Raw genomic sequence first — 18,407 nt, 5'->3', positions numbered from 1 at the left:
GGGATCAGTCGTCGGCATCAGTCGTCGGGTCGGTGCCGCACTGGCCGGCCAGTTCGTCCATGACCTGCTGCCACAGGGTCGCGGGCTGCGCGCCGGGCACGACATGGGTGTTGCCCACGATGAAGGTCGGGACTGAGGTCACGCCGCGCTGGCGGGCGTGGGTTTCAGCCTCGATCACCTCGTCGCGGTCGGCGTCGGTGGCCAGCAGGCGCTCGACCATCATGCCGTCCATGCCGGCCGCGTCCGCGATCTGCGCCAGCACGTCGGCGCGGCCGATGTTGCGGCCCTCGCGCCAGTGCGCGGTCATCAGACCCGACATGACGCGGGTCTGCGCGCCCTCGATCCGCGCCCAGTGCAGCAGGCGGTGCGCGTCGGTGGTGTCGGGGATGCGGTCGATCGCGGCCATGTTCAGCCACAGGCCCAGCCGCTCGGCCGCTTCCAGCACGGGGCGGTTGGCGGCAATGATGCCCTTGTCGTCCTTGAACCGCGCCAGCATGTAGGCGGTGTGCGCCATCCCCGACCGCGGCATGTCGGGGTTCAGCCGGAACGGGCGCCAGGTCACGTCGAACGGGTGGTCGGGGCGGCTTTCCAGCGCCCGGTCCAGTTCCGCCTTGCCGATTAGGCACCACGGGCACACGGGATCGGCGAAGATGTCGAGGGTGACGGTCATCTGGGTTCCAAGGGCTGGGGCGGCTGTGGGCGGCTGTGGGCGGGCGGCTGTCGGGCGTCGTTCGATCCCGAGATGCGGGCTTTGCATACGCGCCGCAAGGGGCGGGGCCCGGAAACGGGCAAGGGGCGGGAGCCCGGAAACGGGCAAGGGGCGGGGGCCCCGAAACGGGAACGGCCCGCGCGGGTGGCGGGCCGTTCGCATCCTGTCCCGCCGGCACCTCCGGCCGCGCCCTGTCGGGGCGGCCGGGAAAGCCGGGTCGGAGCCGGGGTTCAGAGCAGGCGGAGGTTCGCGGCAGAAGCGCGGCCGTCGCGGCCGGACTGCAGCTCGTATTCCACTTTCTGGTTGTCGTTCAGGCCGGTAAGGCCGGCACGCTCGACCGCCGAGATGTGGACGAACACGTCCTTGCCGCCATCATCGGGTGCGATGAAGCCGAAACCCTTGGTGCCGTTGAACCATTTAACCGTGCCGGTCGCCATGACCTTGTCTCCTTCGTAATCCCGGCGGCGAGATTGCCGTTCCGAGCCGTGCAGCCCTTTCGCAGTCCGGCTGCCCCGTGAAGGGAGGCGGTAGAAAGTCATGCTCACGCATCGTCAACGATGCCCGATTCGCTGCAAAACGCAAGCCCCTGCATCACGGTTGCGCGACCAGCGCCGGATGCCCGGCAGAAAACTGCCGGGCGCGTGCTCGCAGGTCGTCCGGCGCGCCCGTCAGCGCTGATCGGGCGGGGTCGCCTCGGCCGCCAGCGCCGCGATGGCGTCGTCCAGCGTTTCGGTTCGCGATCCCTGCTGGTCGAGGCGTCGGATCGACACGGTGCGCTCGGCCACTTCCTTTTGCCCGATCGCCATGATGACCGGGACCTTGCCCAGCGAATGCTCGCGGACCTTGTAGTTGATCTTTTCGTTCCGCGTGTCCGCCTCGGCGCGGATGCCCGCCGCGGTCAGCGCCGCCACGACCTCGTGGACGTAAGGATCGGCATCCGACACGATCGAGGCCACCACCACCTGCCGGGGCGCGAGCCAGAGCGGCAGCTTGCCCGCGAAGTTCTCGATCAGCATGCCGATGAAGCGCTCGAAGCTGCCCAGCACCGCGCGGTGCAGCATGATCGGGCGGTGCTTCTGCCCATCCTCGCCCACGTATTCGGCGCCCAGCCGCTCGGGCAAGTTGGGGTCCACCTGCAGCGTGCCGCACTGCCAGTCGCGGCCAATCGCGTCGGTCAGCACGAACTCGAGCTTGGGGGCGTAAAAGGCGCCCTCGCCGGGAAAGATTTCATAGCTGTAACCGGCGCTCGTCACGGCGTCGGCAAGCGCAGCCTCCATCCGGTCCCAGCTTTCCTCGGTTCCGACGCGTTTTTCGGGACGCGTGGACAGCTTGATGCGCCAGTCGGTGAAGCCCAGGTCGGCATAGATCTGCGACAGGAACCCGATGAAGCGGCGCGATTCTTCCTCGATCTGGTCGAAGGTGCAGAAGATATGCGCGTCGTCCTGCGTGAAGCCGCGAACGCGCATGATCCCGTGCAGCGCGCCCGACGGCTCGTAGCGGTTGCACGACCCGAACTCGGCCATGCGCAGCGGCAGGTCGCGGTAGGATTTCAGGCCGACGTTGAACACCTGCACGTGGCAGGGGCAGTTCATGGGTTTAAGCGCGTTGACCGTCTTTTCGCGGGCATGATCCTCGTCCACTTCGACGATGAACATGTTCTCCTGGTAGTTCTCCCAGTGGCCCGACTGTTCCCACAGCTTGCGGCTGACGACCTGCGGCGTGTTCACCTCGACATAGCCGCCGCGGCGCTGCTGGCGGCGCATGTAGTCCTGCAGCGTGGTGTAGATCGTCCAGCCGTTCGGGTGCCAGAAGATCTGGCCCGGCGCCTCTTCCTGCATGTGGAACAGGTCCATCTCGCGGCCGAGCTTGCGGTGGTCGCGTTTCGCGGCCTCCTCCAGCATGGTCATGTGGGCCTTGAGTTCGTCGCGGTTGCGGAACGCCACGCCGTAGATGCGCTGCAGCATGGGGCGCGTGCTGTCGCCCAGCCAGTAGGCGCCGGCGACATGGGTCAGCTTGAAGGCGTCGGCGGGCAGCTGGCCCGTCGATTGCAGATGCGGGCCGCGGCACAGGTCCTGCCAGTCGCCGTGCCAGTACATCCGCAGGTCCTGCCCTTCCGGAATGCGGTCGATCAGCTCGACCTTGAACGGCTCGCCGCGGTCCTTGTAGTAGGCGACGGCGCGGGCGCGGTCCCAGACCTCGGTGCGGACGGGATCGCGGGCGGCGATGATCTGGTGCATCTTCGCCTCGATCGCGCCCAGGTCCTCGGGCGTGAAGGGCTCGGCGCGGTCGAAGTCGTAGAACCAGCCGTAGTCGCGGACCGGGCCGATCGTGACCTTCACGTCGGGCCAGAGCTCCTGTACCGCGCGGGCCATGACATGCGCGAAGTCGTGCCGGATCAGTTCCAGCGCGGGCTCTGCGTCCTTCATGGTGTTGATGGAGAGCTGCCCCGAGGCGGCGATCGGCCAGGCAAGGTCGATATGGTTGCCGTCCAGCGTCGCGCTGATCGCGTTCTTGGCGAGACTGGGGGCGATCGAGGCCGCGACCTCGGCCGCGGTCACGCCGGCGGGGTAGTCGCGGCTTGCGCCATCGGGAAAGGTCAGGGAAATCTGGGACATCGCGTCCTCCCAATCGGTTTGGCGCCCACGGAACGCCCGGTTGCGGGTATGTTTTCGTCCTGTGGCGCGAAGGGGCGGCGGTGTCAATGCGATGGACTGGCCCGATGGACCGGCGCGGACGCCACTTGCCCCGCTTCGCCGGGGGCTTCACGCCCCCGGACCCCCGTGGGATACTTGAGCAAAGAAGAATGGGGGCTGATGATGCTTCATACCACGGCGGCGGGACGGCGGCTGGCCTATGACCTGATCGAAGGCGCGGGGCCGGCGGTCGTGTTCCTGCACGGGTTCCGGTCGGACCGGAAGGGAACCAAGGTCGCCGCGCTGGCGGATTGGTGCCGCGCCGAGGGGCGGGCGATGCTTGCGTTCGACCTGTCGGGGCATGGCGACAGCGACGGCGCGGTCGAGGAGTTCGGGATTTCCGACTGGGTCGAGGATGCCGCGGACATTATCGACGCGCTTGCGCCGGGGCGGCACGTGCTGGTCGGATCGTCCCTTGGCGGGTGGCTGTCGTTCCTGCTGGCCCGCGCGCGCCCGGACCGCGTCGCCGGGCTGGTGACGATCGCCGCCGCGCCGGACTTCACCCGGCGGATGGAGGCCGGGTTCTCGGACGCCGAAAGGGCCGATCTGGCGGACAAGGGCGTCGTGACGCGTCCGTCGGACTACGAAGGCGGCGACTATGTCTTTTCGCGGCGGCTGTTCGATCAGGGCGCCCGGAACCTCGTTTTCAACGAGCCGCTGACCCTGCCGATGCCGGTCAGGATGCTGCAGGGCACCGCCGACGTGGACGTGCCCATGTCCGAGGCGCTGCGGCTGCTGGATCACGCGACCGGGCCGGACATCCGCCTGACGCTGATGCGCGACGCCGACCACCGCTTTTCCGCGCCGCCTCAGCTGGCGCTGATGCTTTCCGCCGTCGCCGAGATCGTCGGGCAGGAAGCTTGACCCCCGCGCGGCTCTGCCGCATAGTTAACTGAACGATCGTTCAATAACCGGGGGAGGGGTTGGCGGATGTTCACCCGAGGCATGGAATTCGACCTGGGCGAGGATGTGAACGCGCTGCGCGAGACCGTGCACCGCTGGGCGCAGGACCGGATCAAGCCGATTGCGGCGCAGGTCGACGGATCGAACGAGTTTCCCGCCCCCCTGTGGCGCGAGATGGGTGACCTGGGCCTGCTGGGCATCACCGTCGCCGAGGAATACGGCGGATCGGGGATGGGTTACCTGGCCCACACCATCGCCGTCGAGGAAATCGCCCGCGCCTCGGCCAGCATCAGCCTGTCCTACGGGGCGCATTCCAACCTGTGCGTCAACCAGCTGAAGCTGAACGGCTCGGACGAGCAGAAGCGGAAATACCTGCCGAAGCTGTGTTCCGGCGAGCATGTCGGGGCGCTGGCCATGTCCGAGGAGGGGGCGGGGTCCGACGTCGTCGGCATGAAGCTGCGGGCGGACAAGCGGAACGGCTACTATGTCCTCAACGGCTCCAAGTACTGGATCACCAACGGCCCCGACGCGGACACGCTGATCGTCTATGCCAAGACCGACCCCGAGGCGGGCAGCAAGGGCATGACCGCCTTCATCGTCGAAAAGGGCACCAAGGGGTTCACCCAGGGGCCGCACTTCGACAAGCTGGGGATGCGCGGGTCGAACACGGGCGAGCTGGTATTCGACAACGCCGAGATCTCGTTCGAGAACGTCCTGGGCGCCGAAGGCAAGGGCGTGCGCGTGCTGATGTCCGGCCTCGATTATGAACGGCTGGTCCTGTCGGGCATCGGCACGGGGATCATGGCCGCCTGCCTTGACGAGGTCATGCCCTATGTCCGCGAGCGCAAGCAGTTCGGTCAGCCGATCGGGAACTTCCAGCTGATGCAGGGCAAGATCGCCGACATGTACGTCGCGCTGAACACCGCGCGCGCCTATGTCTACGAGGTCGCGCGGGCCTGCGACGCGGGCCGCGTCACGCGGCAGGACGCGGCGGGGGCGGTGCTTTACGCCAGCGAGCAGGCGATGGTGCAGGCGCACCAGGCGGTGCAGGCGCTGGGCGGCGCGGGGTTCCTGAACGACTCGGTCGTTTCGCGCCTCTTCCGCGACGCCAAGCTGATGGAGATCGGCGCCGGCACCAGCGAGATCCGGCGGATGCTGATTGGCCGCGAGTTGATGGCGCTTGACTGAGATGCGCGACGATGGGACCGGCGGCACCGCGTAATACTGGAGTGAACCATGCGTAGTATCCTGATCGCCGCGCTCGCGCTGCTGGCCGTGCCCGCATCGGCCCAGACGGCCGAGCCTGTCCACGATGACGCCCTGCTGACCGCGTGCCTCGCCGAGAACGCCGAGGCGGGCGACGTCTGTATCGGCCGCGCCTCGACCGCCTGCATGGCGACGCCCGGCGGCGACACCACCATCGGGATGAGCACGTGCATCGCCGCCGAAACGGCGCAATGGGACGGGCTTCTGAACGACGCCTACAAGGAGCTGACGGCCGAGCCGGGGAAGCGCGCGGATAACCTGCAAGCCGTCCAGCGTTCGTGGATCGCCTTTGTCGATGCCGCCTGCGCCTATGAGGCGGGCGCGTATGAAGGCGGGACGGTGGCCGGATCGGTGGGCGGCGCATGCAAGATGACGAACACGGCACGCCGCGCGCTGGACCTGCGCGGATACCAGCAGGAAGGCAGCGTCCGTTGAGCGCGGGGCGCATCGTCATGGCATGGGCAGGGGCGCGGATCGGTTGGGTCCGTGCACCCGGCAACCAACGGTTTGCGATGACGAGCGCCCGCCCGAAGCTTCTCGCGATCTGCCTCGCAGTCCCGCTGGCGGCCGCGCCGGTCGGCGCGATGCCCGCCGATCAGGCCGACATCGATGCGCCCGCGCTTGACGCCTGCATCGCCCAGACAGGGGGCGGGCAATCGGCGATGTCCTGCGTCGGCACTACCCGCGATGCGTGCGTTGCAAAGCTGAAGGCCACCTACAAGGACGTGGGCGAGGTCCACGGCGAGATGCCGTGCCTCGGCGCCGAGCGCGACTACTGGGAAGGCCGCCTGACTGATCGCTACGACAGGCTGATGGCGATCGAGCAGGGGCGCGCCGCCGAACGCGCCGAGGCGCTGCGGCAGGCCGAGCGGGCGTGGATCGCGTTCCGCGACGCGCTGTGCAGCTATGACAGGATCACCAACGGCCACGGCACCGGGGGGGAGACCGCCGAGCCCATTTGCCTCGTGCGCGAGACGGCGCGGCAGTCGCTGATCCTCGACGGCTACATCGCGGATCGGAACTGATGCAGCCGACGCTCGCCGGTTCCGACTACGAGGTGCTGCGGCGCGGCTTTCGCTGGAACCTGCCCGCGCGCCTGAACATGGCCGAGCAGGTCGTGGGCGACTGGGCCCGGTGCGAACCGGGCCGGACGGCGATCGTCGAACATGACGGGGCGGGGCCTCGCGCGATCAGCTACGGCGAACTTAGCGCGCGCGCCGACCGCCTTGCCCACGCGCTGGGCGCCGCGCGCGGCGACCGCGTCGGGGTGCTGCGGACGCAATCCGCGTGGACCGCCGCCGCGCATGTCGCGATCTGGAAGGCGGGTGCGATCTCGGTCCCGCTGTTCAAGCTGTTCGGGGTGGACGCGCTGCGGCTGCGGCTGGACGACGCCGGCATCCGCACCGTCGTGACCGACCCCGAGGGGCGCGCGATGCTTGCCTCCTTCGACCTGCGCGTGATCGTCCCGGAAGAGGACGACCTGCCGCATGCGGGCACCTTCCCGACCGCCGACACCGGGCCGGACGATCCGGCGGTGATGATCTACACCTCGGGCACGACCGGCGCGCCCAAGGGGGCGCTGCACGCCCACCGGGTGCTCACCGGCCACCTACCGGGGGTGGAAATGAGCCACGACCTGCTGACGCCCGGCCGCGACGTGCTGTGGACGCCCGCCGACTGGGCGTGGATCGGCGGGCTGCTGGACGTGGCGATGCCGGGCCTCGCCTTGGGCGTTCCGGTGGTCGCGGCGCGGCTGCCCAGGTTCGACGTGGATGCGGCGCGCAAGCTGGTCGCGGACTGCGGCGTCACCTCGGTGTTCCTGCCGCCGACCGCGCTCAGGATGCTGAGGGCCTCTGACGCGACGCTGCCGGGGCTGCGCTCGGTCGCGTCGGGCGGCGAGACGCTGGGGGCCGAGATGCTCGACTGGGGCAGGCGGGCGCTTGGCGTGACCATCAACGAGTTTTATGGCCAGACCGAATGCAACATGGTGGCGTCCTCCGCCTCGACCATGTTCCCCGCGCGCCCGGGCTGCATCGGCCGCGCCGTGCCGGGGTTCGACGTGGCGGTGATCGACGAGGACGGCCAGCCGACCGAGGCCGAAGGCGACATCGCCATTCGCCGTCACGGGGCAGGCGGGGGCGCGGCGTCGATGTTTCTGGGCTACTGGAACCGGCCCGACGCCACGGCGGAAAAGTTTCGCGGCGACTGGCTCGTGACCGGCGACCGCGGCGTGATCGAGGACGGCCACATCCGCTTCGTCGGCCGCGACGACGACGTGATCACGTCCGCCGGCTACCGCATTGGCCCGTCCGAGATCGAGGACGCGCTGATCCGCCACCCCGCCGTCGCCGCCGCAGGCGTCATCGGCAAGCCCGATCCCCTGCGGACCGAGATCGTCGTGGCCTACGTGGTGCTGCGTGACGGCTTCGCCGCCAGCGCCGCGCTCGCCAAGGAACTTCAAGACCACGCCCGCACCCGCTGCGCCGCGCACAGCTACCCGCGCGAGGTCGTGTTCCTGACCGCCCTGCCGATGACCGTCACGGGCAAGGTCATGCGGCGCGAACTTCGCAAGCTCGCGGCCACGGACGCCGCCCCTTCCAACGACACGCCCTTACCGGAGCCTGCCGCATGAAACTCCGCACCACCGCGCTGCCCTCGTCCGACGCCTTCCGCCAGAACCGCGAGGCGCATCTGGGGATGCTCGACACCGTCCGGCAGGCCGCCGACGCCTCGATCCGGGGCGGCGGACCCGAGGCGGTCGCCCGCCATGTCAGCCGCGGCAAGATGCCGCCGCGCGAACGGGTCGCGAACCTTCTCGACCCCGGCTCGGCGTTTCTGGAGATCGGCGTCACCGCCGCGCACGGCATGTATGACGGCGCGGCGCCCGGCGCGGGCGTGATCGCGGGCGTGGGCCGCGTCAACGGGCAGGACGTGATGGTCGTCGCCAACGACGCCACCGTGAAGGGCGGCACCTACTATCCGCTGACCGTCAAGAAGCACCTGCGCGCGCAGGAGATCGCCGAGGAATGCGCGCTGCCCTGCGTCTATCTGGTCGATTCCGGCGGGGCGAACCTGCCCAATCAGGACGAGGTGTTCCCCGACCGCGACCACTTCGGCCGCATCTTCTACAACCAGGCGCGGATGAGCGCCAAGGGGATCCCGCAGATCGCCGTTGTGATGGGGTCCTGCACCGCGGGCGGCGCCTACGTGCCCGCGATGTCGGACGTGACGATCATCGTCCGCGACCAGGGCACGATCTTCCTAGCCGGACCGCCGCTGGTGAAGGCCGCAACCGGAGAGGTCGTCAGCGCCGAGGACCTCGGCGGCGGCGACGTGCACACGCGGCTGTCCGGCGTTGCCGACTACCTGGCCGAAGACGACGCCCACGCGCTGGCGCTCGCCCGCCGCGCGGTCGGCAATCTCAACCGCCGCCTGCCGCAGACGGTGACGTGGCAATCGCCCGAAGCGCCGCTTTACGACCCCGAGGAGATCCTGGGCGTCGTGCCCGCCGACCTCCGCACCCCCTACGACATCCGCGAGGTGATCGCCCGCGTCGTGGACGGCTCGCGCTTCGACGAGTTCAAGGCCCGCTTTGGCGAGACGCTGGTCACGGGGTTCGCCCATGTCGAGGGCTGCCCGGTCGGCATCGTCGCCAACAACGGCGTGCTGTTCAGCGAGGCCGCGGTCAAGGGCGCGCATTTCATCGAACTGTGCAGCCAGCGCAACATTCCGCTGGTGTTCCTGCAGAACATCACCGGCTTCATGGTCGGCCGGAAATACGAGAACGAGGGGATCGCCCGCCACGGCGCCAAGATGGTGACGGCGGTGGCCACGACCAGCGTGCCCAAGATCACGATGCTGGTCGGCGGGTCGTTCGGCGCGGGCAACTACGGCATGTCGGGGCGCGCCTATTCGCCGCGCTTCCTGTGGACCTGGCCCAACAGCCGCATCAGCGTCATGGGCGGCGAGCAGGCGGCCGGCGTGCTGGCCACCGTCCGGCGCGAGGGGATCGAGCGCAAGGGCGGCAGCTGGTCTGCCGAGGAGGAGACCGAGTTCAAGCGCCCCACGATCGAGATGTTCGAGCGGCAGTCCCACCCGCTCTACGCCTCGGCCCGGCTGTGGGACGACGGGATCGTCGATCCGCGCAAGACGCGCGACATCCTGTCGCTGTCGCTGCGGGCAAGCCTGAACGCGCCCATCGAGCCGACGCGCTTCGGCATCTTCAGGATGTGACGGCGATGGAAAGACGCATCATCAACGCGCCGGATGCTCCGTCCCCTTCGGGCGGCGGGGCAGAGGCCGTTCATCTGGTGGGTGCCTCGCAGTGGCTGCTGGTCAGCGGGCAGGTCCCCCTTGATGCCGAGAACAGGGTGCCGGACGGGTTCGCCTCGCAGGCAAGGCAAGCCTGGGCAAATCTCGACGCGCAGTTGCGTGCTGCAGGCATGACGAGACGGGACCTGCAAAAGGTCACCGTCTATCTGGCCGACCGCAGCTACGCGGATGAGAACCGAGCCGCCCGCACAGCATATATCGGCGATCATTCCTGTGCGGTGACGGTCGTCATCGCCGGCATCTTCGATCCCGCGTGGCTGCTGGAAATCGAGGCGGTGGCCGCGTGATGACCTCGGACATCCACCCCCAGGAACTGACCGCACGCTTCCCTGATGCAGACCGCACCGGGTTCGGCGACGGGCCGGAACTCTCCGCGCATCTGCTGGACCTGATCCGCACCGGCCGCAAGACCGCCACCTGCGGCGCCTTCGACCCGGACGGCGACCCGGTTCCGCGACGCGGCGATATCTGCATCGCCGACGACTGGGACGGCCGCCCCGCGCTCGCCTATCGCGTGACCCACGCCGAGGTGCTGCGCTTCGACGAGGTGTCCGAGGATTTCGCGCTGGCCGAAGGCGAGGGCGACCATGCGCAATGGCGCGCCGCGCACGAGGCGTTCTTCGCCCGCACCTGCGGGTTCGATCCGGCGATGAAGGTGGTGTGCGAGCGGTTCGAGCTGATCGCCACGGCAGATGACTTGAAAGGTTAAGCCCATGTTCAGCAAGATCCTGATCGCCAACCGGGGCGAGATCGCCTGCCGCGTCATCGACACCTGCCGCAAGCTGGGGGTGCGCACCGTCGCGGTCTATTCCGACGCCGACCGGGCCGCGCGGCACGTCGCGATGGCCGACGAGGCGGTCCATATCGGCGGGCCCGCGCCAAAGGACAGCTACCTGCGCGGCGACGCCATCATCCAGGCCGCGCTGGATACCGGCGCGCAGGCGATCCATCCGGGCTACGGCTTCCTGTCGGAGAACCCCGGTTTCGTGGATGCGGTCACGGCGGCGGGGCTGGTGTTCATCGGCCCGTCCGCCGACGCGATCCGGGCGATGGGCCTCAAGGACGCGGCCAAGGCGCTGATGGAAAAGGCGGGCGTGCCCGTCGTTCCGGGCTATCACGGCGAGGATCAGGACGGCGCGTTTCTGCGCGCCCGCGCCGACGAGATCGGCTATCCCGTCCTGATCAAGGCCGTCGCGGGGGGCGGCGGCAAGGGGATGCGGCTGGTCGAGCGGCCGGGCGACTTTGCCGACGCCCTCGCCTCGGCCCAGGGCGAGGCGCAGACGGCGTTCGGCAACCCCGCCGTCCTGATCGAGAAATACGTGACCGCGCCGCGCCACATCGAGATGCAGGTGTTCGGCGACGGCACGAACGCGGTCCACCTGTTCGAGCGCGACTGTTCGCTGCAGCGCCGCCACCAGAAGGTGATCGAGGAAGCCCCGGCCCCCGGCATGACGCCGGAGGTGCGCGCCGCGATGGGTGCCGCCGCCGTGCGGGCCGCGCAGGCCATCGGCTACGCGGGCGCGGGCACGATCGAGTTCATCGTCGACGGCTCCCGCGGGCTGCGCCCCGACGGGTTCTGGTTCATGGAAATGAACACCCGCCTTCAGGTGGAACACCCCGTCACCGAGGCGATCACCGGCGTCGATCTGGTCGAATGGCAACTACGCGTCGCCTCGGGCGAGCCGCTGCCGGCCGCGCAGGACGATCTGACGATCAACGGTCATTCCTTCGAGGCCCGGCTTTACGCCGAGGACGTGCCCGCGGGCTTCCTGCCCGCCACCGGCCGCCTCGCGCACCTGAAGTTCGCGGACGAGGCGCGGAACGAGACCGGCGTCCGGCAGGGCGACGCGATCAGCCCGTGGTACGACCCGATGATCGCCAAGGTCGTCACCTGGGGCACGACCCGCGCCATCGCCCTGGGCAAGCTGGAATCCGCGCTGGTCGACACCGAGGTCGCGTGCACGGTCACCAACATCGACTTCCTGATCGCGCTGACCCGGCACGAGGGCTTTCGCCGGGGCGAGGTCGATACCGGCCTGATCGCCCGCGACATGGATGCGCTGCTGAGCGAGGCCGAGGCCGAGCCGGAAACGCGCGCGCTGGCGGTGCTCGGCGTCGCCGGGCTGCACGACCCTACGGTGCGCGGCGGCGTCACGTTGTGGTCGCCGCTCAGGCGCACTGTGACCTGGGAAGGCGGCGAGGGCGTGGTCGAGGTGCTGGGCCCCGGCGAGGCGCGGGTCACGCTGGACGGGACCCCGCACGATGTTTTGTGGCAGGGCGGCCGCTGGTGGGTGAACGGGACGCCCCGCCGCTCTCGCATCGTGACCCACGAAGCGGGCGTCAGCGTCTTCGGCGGCCGCAGCCTGACGCTGGTGCCGCACGACCCGCTGGACCGGCAGACGGAAGCCGCAGGCGGCGGGCTGACGCTTTCGCCCATGCCGGGGCTGGTCAAGGCGGTGTTCGTCACGCCCGGACAGGCGGTGGCCGCGGGCGACCGGCTCGCGATCCTGGAAGCGATGAAGATGGAACACACGCTCACCGCCGCCCGCGACGGCACCGTGGCCGAGGTGCTGGCGCAGGCGGGCGAGCAGGTCGAGGCGGGGGCGGCGCTGATCCGGCTTGACGACGACGAAGCCGCCGCCTGACATCGGCATATCGCAAAGGGAAAGCCCATGAAGCTGAGCGCACGCAACATCCTCAAGGGCACCGTGGTGGAAATCACGACCGGCGCCGTCAACGCCATCGTCCGCATCGACATCGGCGGCGCCGTCATCACCTCGTCGATCACCAACGCGGCCGTCGAGGAACTGGGCCTGAAGGTCGGCGAACCCGGCTATGCCGTCATCAAGGCGAGCGACGTCATGGTGGGGCGCGACTGATGGCCGACGCCCCTTCTGCCCCTCCCGCCAGCGGCGGCCCGGTCAAGGGCGCGGACGAGGACGCGATCGTCCTTTGGCACGTGCCCCTGTCGCGCTCGATGCGGGTCCTGTGGCTCCTGAACGAGCTCGAACTCCCGTTCAGCCTGCGGGTGCTCGACATCACCTCAAAAGACATGCGCGCGGCCGAATACGCGGCGATCCACCCGGTCGGACGCGCGCCCGCGCTGCAGATCGACGGCAGCGTGATCCACGAATCCGGGGCGATCATCGAATATCTGTGCGAGACGCGGGGCCAGCATCTGTGGCGCGCACCGGGGGCCGAGGGGCGGCTTGGCTGGCTCGACTGGCTCCACTTCGCGGAAACCATCGGCCAGCACATCGCCAACCTTACGCAAAGCCACCTGATGCTGCGCGACCCGTCGATGCGTTCACCGACGGTGATGAAGCTGGAAACCGCGCGCCTTGGCCGCACGCTGCGGCTGGTCGAGCAGACGGTCGGCGATCAGGACTGGCTCATGGCCGCGGGCTTTTCGGGCGTGGATTGCGCGGTCGGCTGGTCGGTCTGGACCGCGCGCCGGTTCGTCCCCCTGTCCGCGGCTCTGCAAGGCTATGTCGACCGCTGCGCCGACCGCGCCGCCTTCCAGGCGTCTCTGCCCGGGGCGGAGGACCCGGTCCTTTACGACCGCGATTTCTACGAGGTGCCGGATGCCTGACCCCGTTGAAATCTTCGAGATGGGTCCGCGCGACGGGCTGCAGAACGAAAAGCGGCTGATCCCGGCCGCCGAAAAGATCGCGCTGGTCGACATGCTGTCCCGCGCCGGGTCTCGCCGGATCGAGGTGACGAGCTTCGTCAGCCCGAAATGGGTCCCGCAAATGGCCGACGCGGCCGAGGTTATGGCGGGGATCACCCGCGCGCCGGGCATCAGTTACGCCGTGCTGACCCCGAACATGAAGGGCTACGAGGGCGCGCGGGCTGCAAAAGCCTCCGAGATCGCGATCTTCGCCAGCGCCTCGGAAGGGTTCAGCCGCGCGAACCTGAACTGCACCATCGCGGAAAGCCTGGAACGGCTCGCCCCCGTCGCGGCCGCCGCGCGGGCAGACGGGGTTCCGGTGCGCGGCTATGTCAGCGTCGTGACCGACTGCCCGTTCGACGGACCCACGCCGCCCGCAAGCGTCGCCCGCGTGGCCGCCGCACTGCGCGACGCGGGTTGCTACGAGATCAGCCTGGGCGACACGATCGGGCAGGGACGGCCCGAGACGATCGACGCGATGCTGGCCGCCGTGCTGGACGAACTGCCGGCCGACCGGCTTGCCGGGCATTACCACGACACCGCCGGGCGCGCGCTCGACAACATCGACGCGAGCCTTGCGCGCGGGCTGCGGGTGTTCGACGCGGCGGTGGGCGGCCTTGGCGGCTGCCCCTATGCGCCGGGCGCCAAGGGCAACGTCGCGACCGAAAAGGTGGCGGGGCATCTGGAACGGCTGGGGCACCGGACCGGGCTCGACATGGGCGTGATCGCCGAGGCGGCCAACTACGCAAAGGGACTGCGCGCATGAGTTTCGACACGATCCGCATCGACACGGACGCGCGCGGGGTGGCGACGCTGTGGCTCGCGCGCGCCGACAAGCACAACGCGCTGTCGGCGCGGATGCTGGACGACCTGACCGCCGCCGCACGTCAACTTGGGGCGGACAACGCGGTGCGCGTCGTGGTGCTGGCAGCCGAAGGTAAAAGCTTTTGCGCGGGCGGCGATCTGGCGTGGATGCGCGAGCAGATGGATGCCGACGCCGCAACGCGACGGGCGGGCGCGGCGGCGCTGGCGGGGATGCTGAACGCCATGAACGAACTGCCGAAGCCGCTGATCGCGCGCTGCCACGGCAATGCCTTTGGCGGCGGGGTCGGTATGCTGTCGGTCAGCGACGTGGCGATCGGGGCCGAGGGGGCGAAGTTCGGCCTGACCGAGACCCGGCTGGGCCTGATCCCGGCAACCATCGGCCCCTATGTCGTGGCGCGCATGGGCGAGGCCAAGGCCCGCCGGGTCTTCATGTCCGCCCGCATCTTCGACGCCGCCGAGGCGCGGGACCTCGACTTGCTGGCCCGCGTCGTTGCGCCGGATGATCTGGACGCGGCGGTCGAGGCCGAGGTCGCGCCCTATCTTCAGGTCGCGCCGAAAGCGGTGGCGGCGGCGAAGTCGCTGGCCCGCGCGCTGGGGCCGCGGATCGACGCGCAGGTGATCGAAATGACCATCGACCGGCTGGTCGGGGTGTGGGAGGACGACGAGGCCCCGCACGGCATCGCCGCCTTCTTCGACAAGCGCCCGGCCCGCTGGCAGGGCTGACGCGGCGGGGCTGAACCGAAAACGGCGGGCCGATGCGCCCGCCGTTTCGCGTTTCAGGAATCGCAGTCAGGCCGCGCCCGGCTCGTCCAGCGCCTCGTCGCAGCGGGCGCAGGTCGCCGGATGGTCGTGGCTGCCCACGTCCGGTAGGATCCGCCAGCAGCGCTGGCACTTCTCGCCATCCGCCCGTTCGAACACCACGCCCACATCCGCGACCTCGGCCAGGCGGAACGCCTCGGACGGGGAGGGGTCGGCGGTCAGCACCAGGTCCGACACGATGCACACGTCGGCGAAATCCACCGACCGCAGCGCGGAAAGCAGCCCCGCATCCTCGACATGGACGACCGGCGCGGCTTCCAGGCTCGCGCCGATGGTCTTGTCGGCGCGCCGCACCTCGAGCGCCGCCGTCACCGCGCGGCGGGCGCGGCGGATGCCGTCCCACTTGGCGGCCAGCGCATCGTCGTGCCAATCGGCGGGGGTGTCGGGGAAGTCGTGCAGGTGCACGCTGTCCTCGTCCGACGGGAAGCGCGACAGCCACACATCCTCCATCGTGAAGGGCAGGATGGGGGCGAGCCACAGTGTCAGGCGGTTGAACAGCGCGTCCAGCACGGTGCGCGCGGCGCGGCGGCGCAGGCTGCTGGCTGCGTCGCAGTAAAGCGCGTCCTTGCGGATGTCGAACCAGAACGCGGACAGGTCGACGGTGGCAAAGTCGAACAGCCCCCGGAACACGCCCTGGAAATCATAGGCGTCGTAGCCCGCGCGGACCCGGCCGTCGAGTTCGGCGAGCCGGTGCAGGACCCAGCGTTCAAGCTCCGGCATGTCGGCCGGGGCGACCCGCTCGGCCTCGGTGAAGCCGTCGAGCGCGCCCAGGAGGAAGCGCAGCGTGTTGCGAAGGCGGCGGTAGCTGTCGGCGGTGCCTTTCAGGATTTCCGGCCCGATCCGGCTGTCGGCGGTATAGTCCACCTGCGCCACCCAAAGCCGCAGGATGTCGGCGCCGTATTGCTGGATGACCTCGGCCGGCACGATGGTGTTGCCGAGCGACTTGGACATCTTCATGCCCTTTTCGTCCAGCGTGAAGCCGTGGGTCAGGACGCCGCGATAGGGCGCGCGGCCGGTCGTCGCGCAGGCCTGCAGCAGCGACGACTGGAACCAGCCGCGATGCTGGTCGGTGCCTTCCAGATAGAGGTCCGCGATCCCGTCGGGCGTGCCGTCGGCACGGTCGCGCAGGACAAAGGCGTGGGTCGAGCCGCTGTCGAACCACACGTCCAGCACGTCCATGATCTGGTCGTAATCGGCCGGATCGACGATGCCGCCGAGGACCTGTTCCTTGAAGCCGTCGCGGTACCAGACATCCGCGCCCTCGGTCTCGAACGCCTCGAGGATGCGGGCGTTGACCTGATCGTTCCGCAGCAGGAAATCATCCGCATCCGGCCGCACGCCGCGCCGCACGAAGCAGGTCAGCGGCACGCCCCAGGCCCGCTGCCGCGACAGCACCCAGTCGGGCCGGTTCTGCACCATCGAGTGGATGCGGTTGCGCCCGCTTTGCGGCGTCCACGTCACCAGCGCGTCGATCGAGCTCAGCGCCCGCGCGCGGATCGTGTCGCCGTTCTGCCCCTTGCCGTCGTCCAGCGGCTTGTCGATCGCCGCGAACCACTGCGGCGTGTTGCGGTAGATCAGCGGCGCCTTGGACCGCCAGCTGTGGGGATAGGAGTGCTTGAGCTTGCCCTTGGCCAGCAGCGCGCCCGCGCCCGCCAGCGCCTTGATGTTCGAGACGTTGGCCGGGCCTTCCTTGCCGTCCGCGTCGATGATCGCCTGTCCGCCGAACAGCGGCAGGTCCGTGCGGTAGCTGCCGTCAGGCTCGACGTTGTGGGTCATCGGCAGCCTGTATTTCAGGCCAAGCTGATAGTCGTCATCACCGTGGCTCGGCGCGGTGTGGACGAACCCGGTGCCCGCATCGTCGGTGACGTGGTCGCCCGGCAGGACGGGAACGTCATAGTCCCATTCGGCCGCACCGCCGTTGATCCCGCGATAGGGGTGGGCGAGGACCAGCGAGGCCAGTTCGTCCGCCGGAACGTCGCGCAGACGGGTCACGGCGTCGGCTTCCACCTTTGCGGCCGCGAACACGTCGGCCGCCAGCTTGTCGGCCAAGAGGTACGTCCCCGCCTTGTCGCCCGCGACCTGATAAAGCCCGTAGGCGATGCCCGGGCCAAAAGCGACCGCGCGGTTCTGCGGGATCGTCCACGGCGTCGTCGTCCAGATCACCACGCGCGCGTCCAGCAGGTCGGTCTTCATGCAGGCGTCGCTGGCCGCGAACTCGCGCTGCGAGGCGACCGGGAATGCCACCCAGACCTGATGGCTCGTATGGTCGTGGTATTCGACCTCGGCCTCGGCCAGCGCGGTCTTTTCGACCGGCGACCACATGACCGGCTTCGATCCCTGATAAAGGCTGCCGTTCATCAGCAGTTTCATGAACTCGCCCGCGATCACCGCCTCGGCGTGGTAGTTCATGGTGAGGTAAGGGTCGTCCCACTTGCCGGTGACGCCGAGGCGGCGGAACTCCTCGCGCTGGACGCCGACCCAGTGTTCGGCGAAGCGGCGGCATTCCTGCCGGAACTCGACGACGTCCACGGCGTCCTTGTCGAGGCCCTTCTGGCGGTACTGCTCTTCGATCTTCCATTCGATCGGCAGGCCGTGGCAGTCCCAGCCGGGGACATAGCGCGCGTCGCGGCCCATCATCTGCTGGCTGCGGACGATGAAGTCCTTGAGCACCTTGTTCAGCGCGTGGCCGATGTGCAGATGCCCGTTCGCATAAGGGGGGCCGTCATGCAGGATGAACGGCGCGCGCCCGGCCGAGGTGCCGCGCAGGCGGTCGTAGATGCCAAGGCGTTCCCAGCGGGCAAGCCAGTCCGGCTCGCGCTGCGGCAGGCCCGCGCGCATGGGGAAATCCGTTTCCGGCAGAAAGACGGTCTCGCGGTAGTCGGGGGTTTGGGGCTGCAGGGCGGGCTGCATGTCGGTCGTGTCGGCGCTCATCGGGCGGATCCTTGGAATGCTTGGGGGCAGGCATCATCCCGGCAGCGCGAAACCTCACGCTGCCGGGCGGCTAATTCGGGATATCCGGGCCGCGTGAAGCATGGGCGTGGTTATAGGAACCGACCGGGGGCGCGGCAAGGGCAGGGCGGACGGGCGGCGTCCGGGGGAACTTCGTTCCGGTCGCGCGGCGAAGGGTGAGGATCGCAGGGACGATTTCCGCCGGATCGCGGCAAGCGGAGTGTCGCGTTCCGCACCACGC

At 69.3% G+C, this 18,407-nt stretch carries 17 protein-coding genes; 13 read left to right on the top strand and 4 right to left on the bottom strand.

Going from position 1 to position 18,407, the window contains the following annotated elements; all coding sequences use genetic code 11:
- Positions 1–4: 4 nt before the first annotated feature.
- The 3 genes from FNF32_RS08695 to thrS form a co-directional block, all read right to left on the bottom strand.
- Positions 5–670 carry a DsbA family oxidoreductase gene (locus tag FNF32_RS08695; RefSeq protein ID WP_131673514.1) on the bottom strand — a complete coding sequence of 222 codons (666 nt, stop codon included), beginning with the start codon at positions 668–670 and terminating at the stop codon, positions 5–7.
- A 269-nt stretch (positions 671–939) separates the two neighbouring features.
- Positions 940–1,146: a cold-shock protein gene (locus tag FNF32_RS08690; protein WP_131673513.1), complete on the bottom strand. Its 207-nt coding sequence runs from the start codon at positions 1,144–1,146 to the stop codon at positions 940–942.
- 231 nt (positions 1,147–1,377) lie between these two features.
- The gene (gene thrS / locus FNF32_RS08685) at positions 1,378–3,324 is read right to left on the bottom strand and encodes a threonine--tRNA ligase (protein ID WP_131673512.1); all 1,947 of its coding nucleotides are present in this window, start codon (positions 3,322–3,324) and stop codon (positions 1,378–1,380) included.
- A 198-nt stretch (positions 3,325–3,522) separates the two neighbouring features.
- Here thrS and FNF32_RS08680 point away from each other — a divergent pair, with 198 nt between their 5' ends.
- The 13 genes from FNF32_RS08680 (at position 3,523) to FNF32_RS08620 (ending at position 15,121) form a co-directional block, all read left to right on the top strand.
- Complete coding sequence (locus tag FNF32_RS08680) at positions 3,523–4,266, top strand: alpha/beta hydrolase (protein WP_131673511.1); 744 nt, start codon at positions 3,523–3,525, stop codon at positions 4,264–4,266.
- A 66-nt stretch (positions 4,267–4,332) separates the two neighbouring features.
- A complete protein-coding gene (locus tag FNF32_RS08675; RefSeq protein WP_131673510.1) occupies positions 4,333–5,493 on the top strand; it encodes an isovaleryl-CoA dehydrogenase in 1,161 nt (386 codons plus the stop codon).
- Between the two features lie 48 nt (positions 5,494–5,541).
- Entirely contained in the window at positions 5,542–6,006 is a 465-nt protein-coding gene (locus tag FNF32_RS08670; RefSeq protein ID WP_131673509.1) for a lysozyme inhibitor LprI family protein, read from the top strand.
- 77 nt (positions 6,007–6,083) lie between these two features.
- Positions 6,084–6,596, top strand: a complete 513-nt coding sequence (locus FNF32_RS08665) for a lysozyme inhibitor LprI family protein (RefSeq protein ID WP_185961904.1) — start codon at positions 6,084–6,086, stop codon at positions 6,594–6,596.
- Complete coding sequence (locus tag FNF32_RS08660; RefSeq protein ID WP_131673507.1) at positions 6,596–8,203, top strand: AMP-binding protein; 1,608 nt, start codon at positions 6,596–6,598, stop codon at positions 8,201–8,203. The genes FNF32_RS08665 and FNF32_RS08660 overlap by 1 nt, the downstream gene beginning before the upstream one ends.
- A complete protein-coding gene (locus FNF32_RS08655) occupies positions 8,200–9,804 on the top strand; it encodes a carboxyl transferase domain-containing protein (RefSeq protein WP_131673506.1) in 1,605 nt (534 codons plus the stop codon). Before FNF32_RS08660 ends, FNF32_RS08655 begins: the two co-directional genes overlap by 4 nt.
- 5 nt (positions 9,805–9,809) lie before the next feature.
- Positions 9,810–10,190, top strand: coding sequence for a RidA family protein (locus FNF32_RS08650; RefSeq protein ID WP_131673505.1), 381 nt, complete (start codon positions 9,810–9,812; stop codon positions 10,188–10,190).
- The gene (locus tag FNF32_RS08645) at positions 10,190–10,612 is read left to right on the top strand and encodes an ASCH domain-containing protein (RefSeq protein ID WP_131673504.1); all 423 of its coding nucleotides are present in this window, start codon (positions 10,190–10,192) and stop codon (positions 10,610–10,612) included. Before FNF32_RS08650 ends, FNF32_RS08645 begins: the two co-directional genes overlap by 1 nt.
- A 4-nt stretch (positions 10,613–10,616) precedes the next feature.
- A complete protein-coding gene (locus FNF32_RS08640) occupies positions 10,617–12,548 on the top strand; it encodes an acetyl-CoA carboxylase biotin carboxylase subunit (RefSeq protein WP_131673503.1) in 1,932 nt (643 codons plus the stop codon).
- Positions 12,549–12,575: 27 nt separating this feature from the next.
- The gene (locus tag FNF32_RS08635) at positions 12,576–12,782 is read left to right on the top strand and encodes a TOBE domain-containing protein (protein ID WP_131673502.1); all 207 of its coding nucleotides are present in this window, start codon (positions 12,576–12,578) and stop codon (positions 12,780–12,782) included.
- The gene (locus FNF32_RS08630) at positions 12,782–13,495 is read left to right on the top strand and encodes a glutathione S-transferase family protein (RefSeq protein WP_131673501.1); all 714 of its coding nucleotides are present in this window, start codon (positions 12,782–12,784) and stop codon (positions 13,493–13,495) included. Before FNF32_RS08635 ends, FNF32_RS08630 begins: the two co-directional genes overlap by 1 nt.
- Positions 13,488–14,339, top strand: coding sequence for a hydroxymethylglutaryl-CoA lyase (locus tag FNF32_RS08625; protein WP_131673500.1), 852 nt, complete (start codon positions 13,488–13,490; stop codon positions 14,337–14,339). The genes FNF32_RS08630 and FNF32_RS08625 overlap by 8 nt, the downstream gene beginning before the upstream one ends.
- Positions 14,336–15,121, top strand: a complete 786-nt coding sequence (locus FNF32_RS08620; protein WP_131673499.1) for a crotonase/enoyl-CoA hydratase family protein — start codon at positions 14,336–14,338, stop codon at positions 15,119–15,121. Before FNF32_RS08625 ends, FNF32_RS08620 begins: the two co-directional genes overlap by 4 nt.
- Before the next feature lie 66 nt (positions 15,122–15,187).
- Here FNF32_RS08620 and ileS read toward each other — a convergent pair whose 3' ends face one another.
- A complete protein-coding gene (gene ileS, locus FNF32_RS08615; protein WP_131673498.1) occupies positions 15,188–18,148 on the bottom strand; it encodes an isoleucine--tRNA ligase in 2,961 nt (986 codons plus the stop codon).
- Positions 18,149–18,407: the final 259 nt, after the last annotated feature.

The organism is Paracoccus marinus, from assembly GCF_007018965.1.
Taxonomy (GTDB): Bacteria; Pseudomonadota; Alphaproteobacteria; order Rhodobacterales; family Rhodobacteraceae; genus Paracoccus; species Paracoccus marinus.
This window is presented reverse-complemented; position numbering and strand designations above follow the sequence as displayed.

What these genes read in the sequence shown, in the direction of transcription:
- FNF32_RS08695 (WP_131673514.1), bottom strand. Translation starts at nt 670, where the DNA reads ATGACCGTCACCCTCGACATCTTCGCCGATCCCGTGTGCCCGTGGTGC.
- FNF32_RS08690 (WP_131673513.1), bottom strand. Translation starts at nt 1,146, where the DNA reads ATGGCGACCGGCACGGTTAAATGGTTCAACGGCACCAAGGGTTTCGGC.
- thrS (WP_131673512.1), bottom strand. Translation starts at nt 3,324, where the DNA reads ATGTCCCAGATTTCCCTGACCTTTCCCGATGGCGCAAGCCGCGACTAC.
- FNF32_RS08680 (WP_131673511.1), top strand. Translation starts at nt 3,523, where the DNA reads ATGATGCTTCATACCACGGCGGCGGGACGGCGGCTGGCCTATGACCTG.
- FNF32_RS08675 (WP_131673510.1), top strand. Translation starts at nt 4,333, where the DNA reads ATGTTCACCCGAGGCATGGAATTCGACCTGGGCGAGGATGTGAACGCG.
- FNF32_RS08670 (WP_131673509.1), top strand. Translation starts at nt 5,542, where the DNA reads ATGCGTAGTATCCTGATCGCCGCGCTCGCGCTGCTGGCCGTGCCCGCA.
- FNF32_RS08665 (WP_185961904.1), top strand. Translation starts at nt 6,084, where the DNA reads ATGACGAGCGCCCGCCCGAAGCTTCTCGCGATCTGCCTCGCAGTCCCG.
- FNF32_RS08660 (WP_131673507.1), top strand. Translation starts at nt 6,596, where the DNA reads ATGCAGCCGACGCTCGCCGGTTCCGACTACGAGGTGCTGCGGCGCGGC.
- FNF32_RS08655 (WP_131673506.1), top strand. Translation starts at nt 8,200, where the DNA reads ATGAAACTCCGCACCACCGCGCTGCCCTCGTCCGACGCCTTCCGCCAG.
- FNF32_RS08650 (WP_131673505.1), top strand. Translation starts at nt 9,810, where the DNA reads ATGGAAAGACGCATCATCAACGCGCCGGATGCTCCGTCCCCTTCGGGC.
- FNF32_RS08645 (WP_131673504.1), top strand. Translation starts at nt 10,190, where the DNA reads ATGACCTCGGACATCCACCCCCAGGAACTGACCGCACGCTTCCCTGAT.
- FNF32_RS08640 (WP_131673503.1), top strand. Translation starts at nt 10,617, where the DNA reads ATGTTCAGCAAGATCCTGATCGCCAACCGGGGCGAGATCGCCTGCCGC.
- FNF32_RS08635 (WP_131673502.1), top strand. Translation starts at nt 12,576, where the DNA reads ATGAAGCTGAGCGCACGCAACATCCTCAAGGGCACCGTGGTGGAAATC.
- FNF32_RS08630 (WP_131673501.1), top strand. Translation starts at nt 12,782, where the DNA reads ATGGCCGACGCCCCTTCTGCCCCTCCCGCCAGCGGCGGCCCGGTCAAG.
- FNF32_RS08625 (WP_131673500.1), top strand. Translation starts at nt 13,488, where the DNA reads ATGCCTGACCCCGTTGAAATCTTCGAGATGGGTCCGCGCGACGGGCTG.
- FNF32_RS08620 (WP_131673499.1), top strand. Translation starts at nt 14,336, where the DNA reads ATGAGTTTCGACACGATCCGCATCGACACGGACGCGCGCGGGGTGGCG.
- ileS (WP_131673498.1), bottom strand. Translation starts at nt 18,148, where the DNA reads ATGAGCGCCGACACGACCGACATGCAGCCCGCCCTGCAGCCCCAAACC.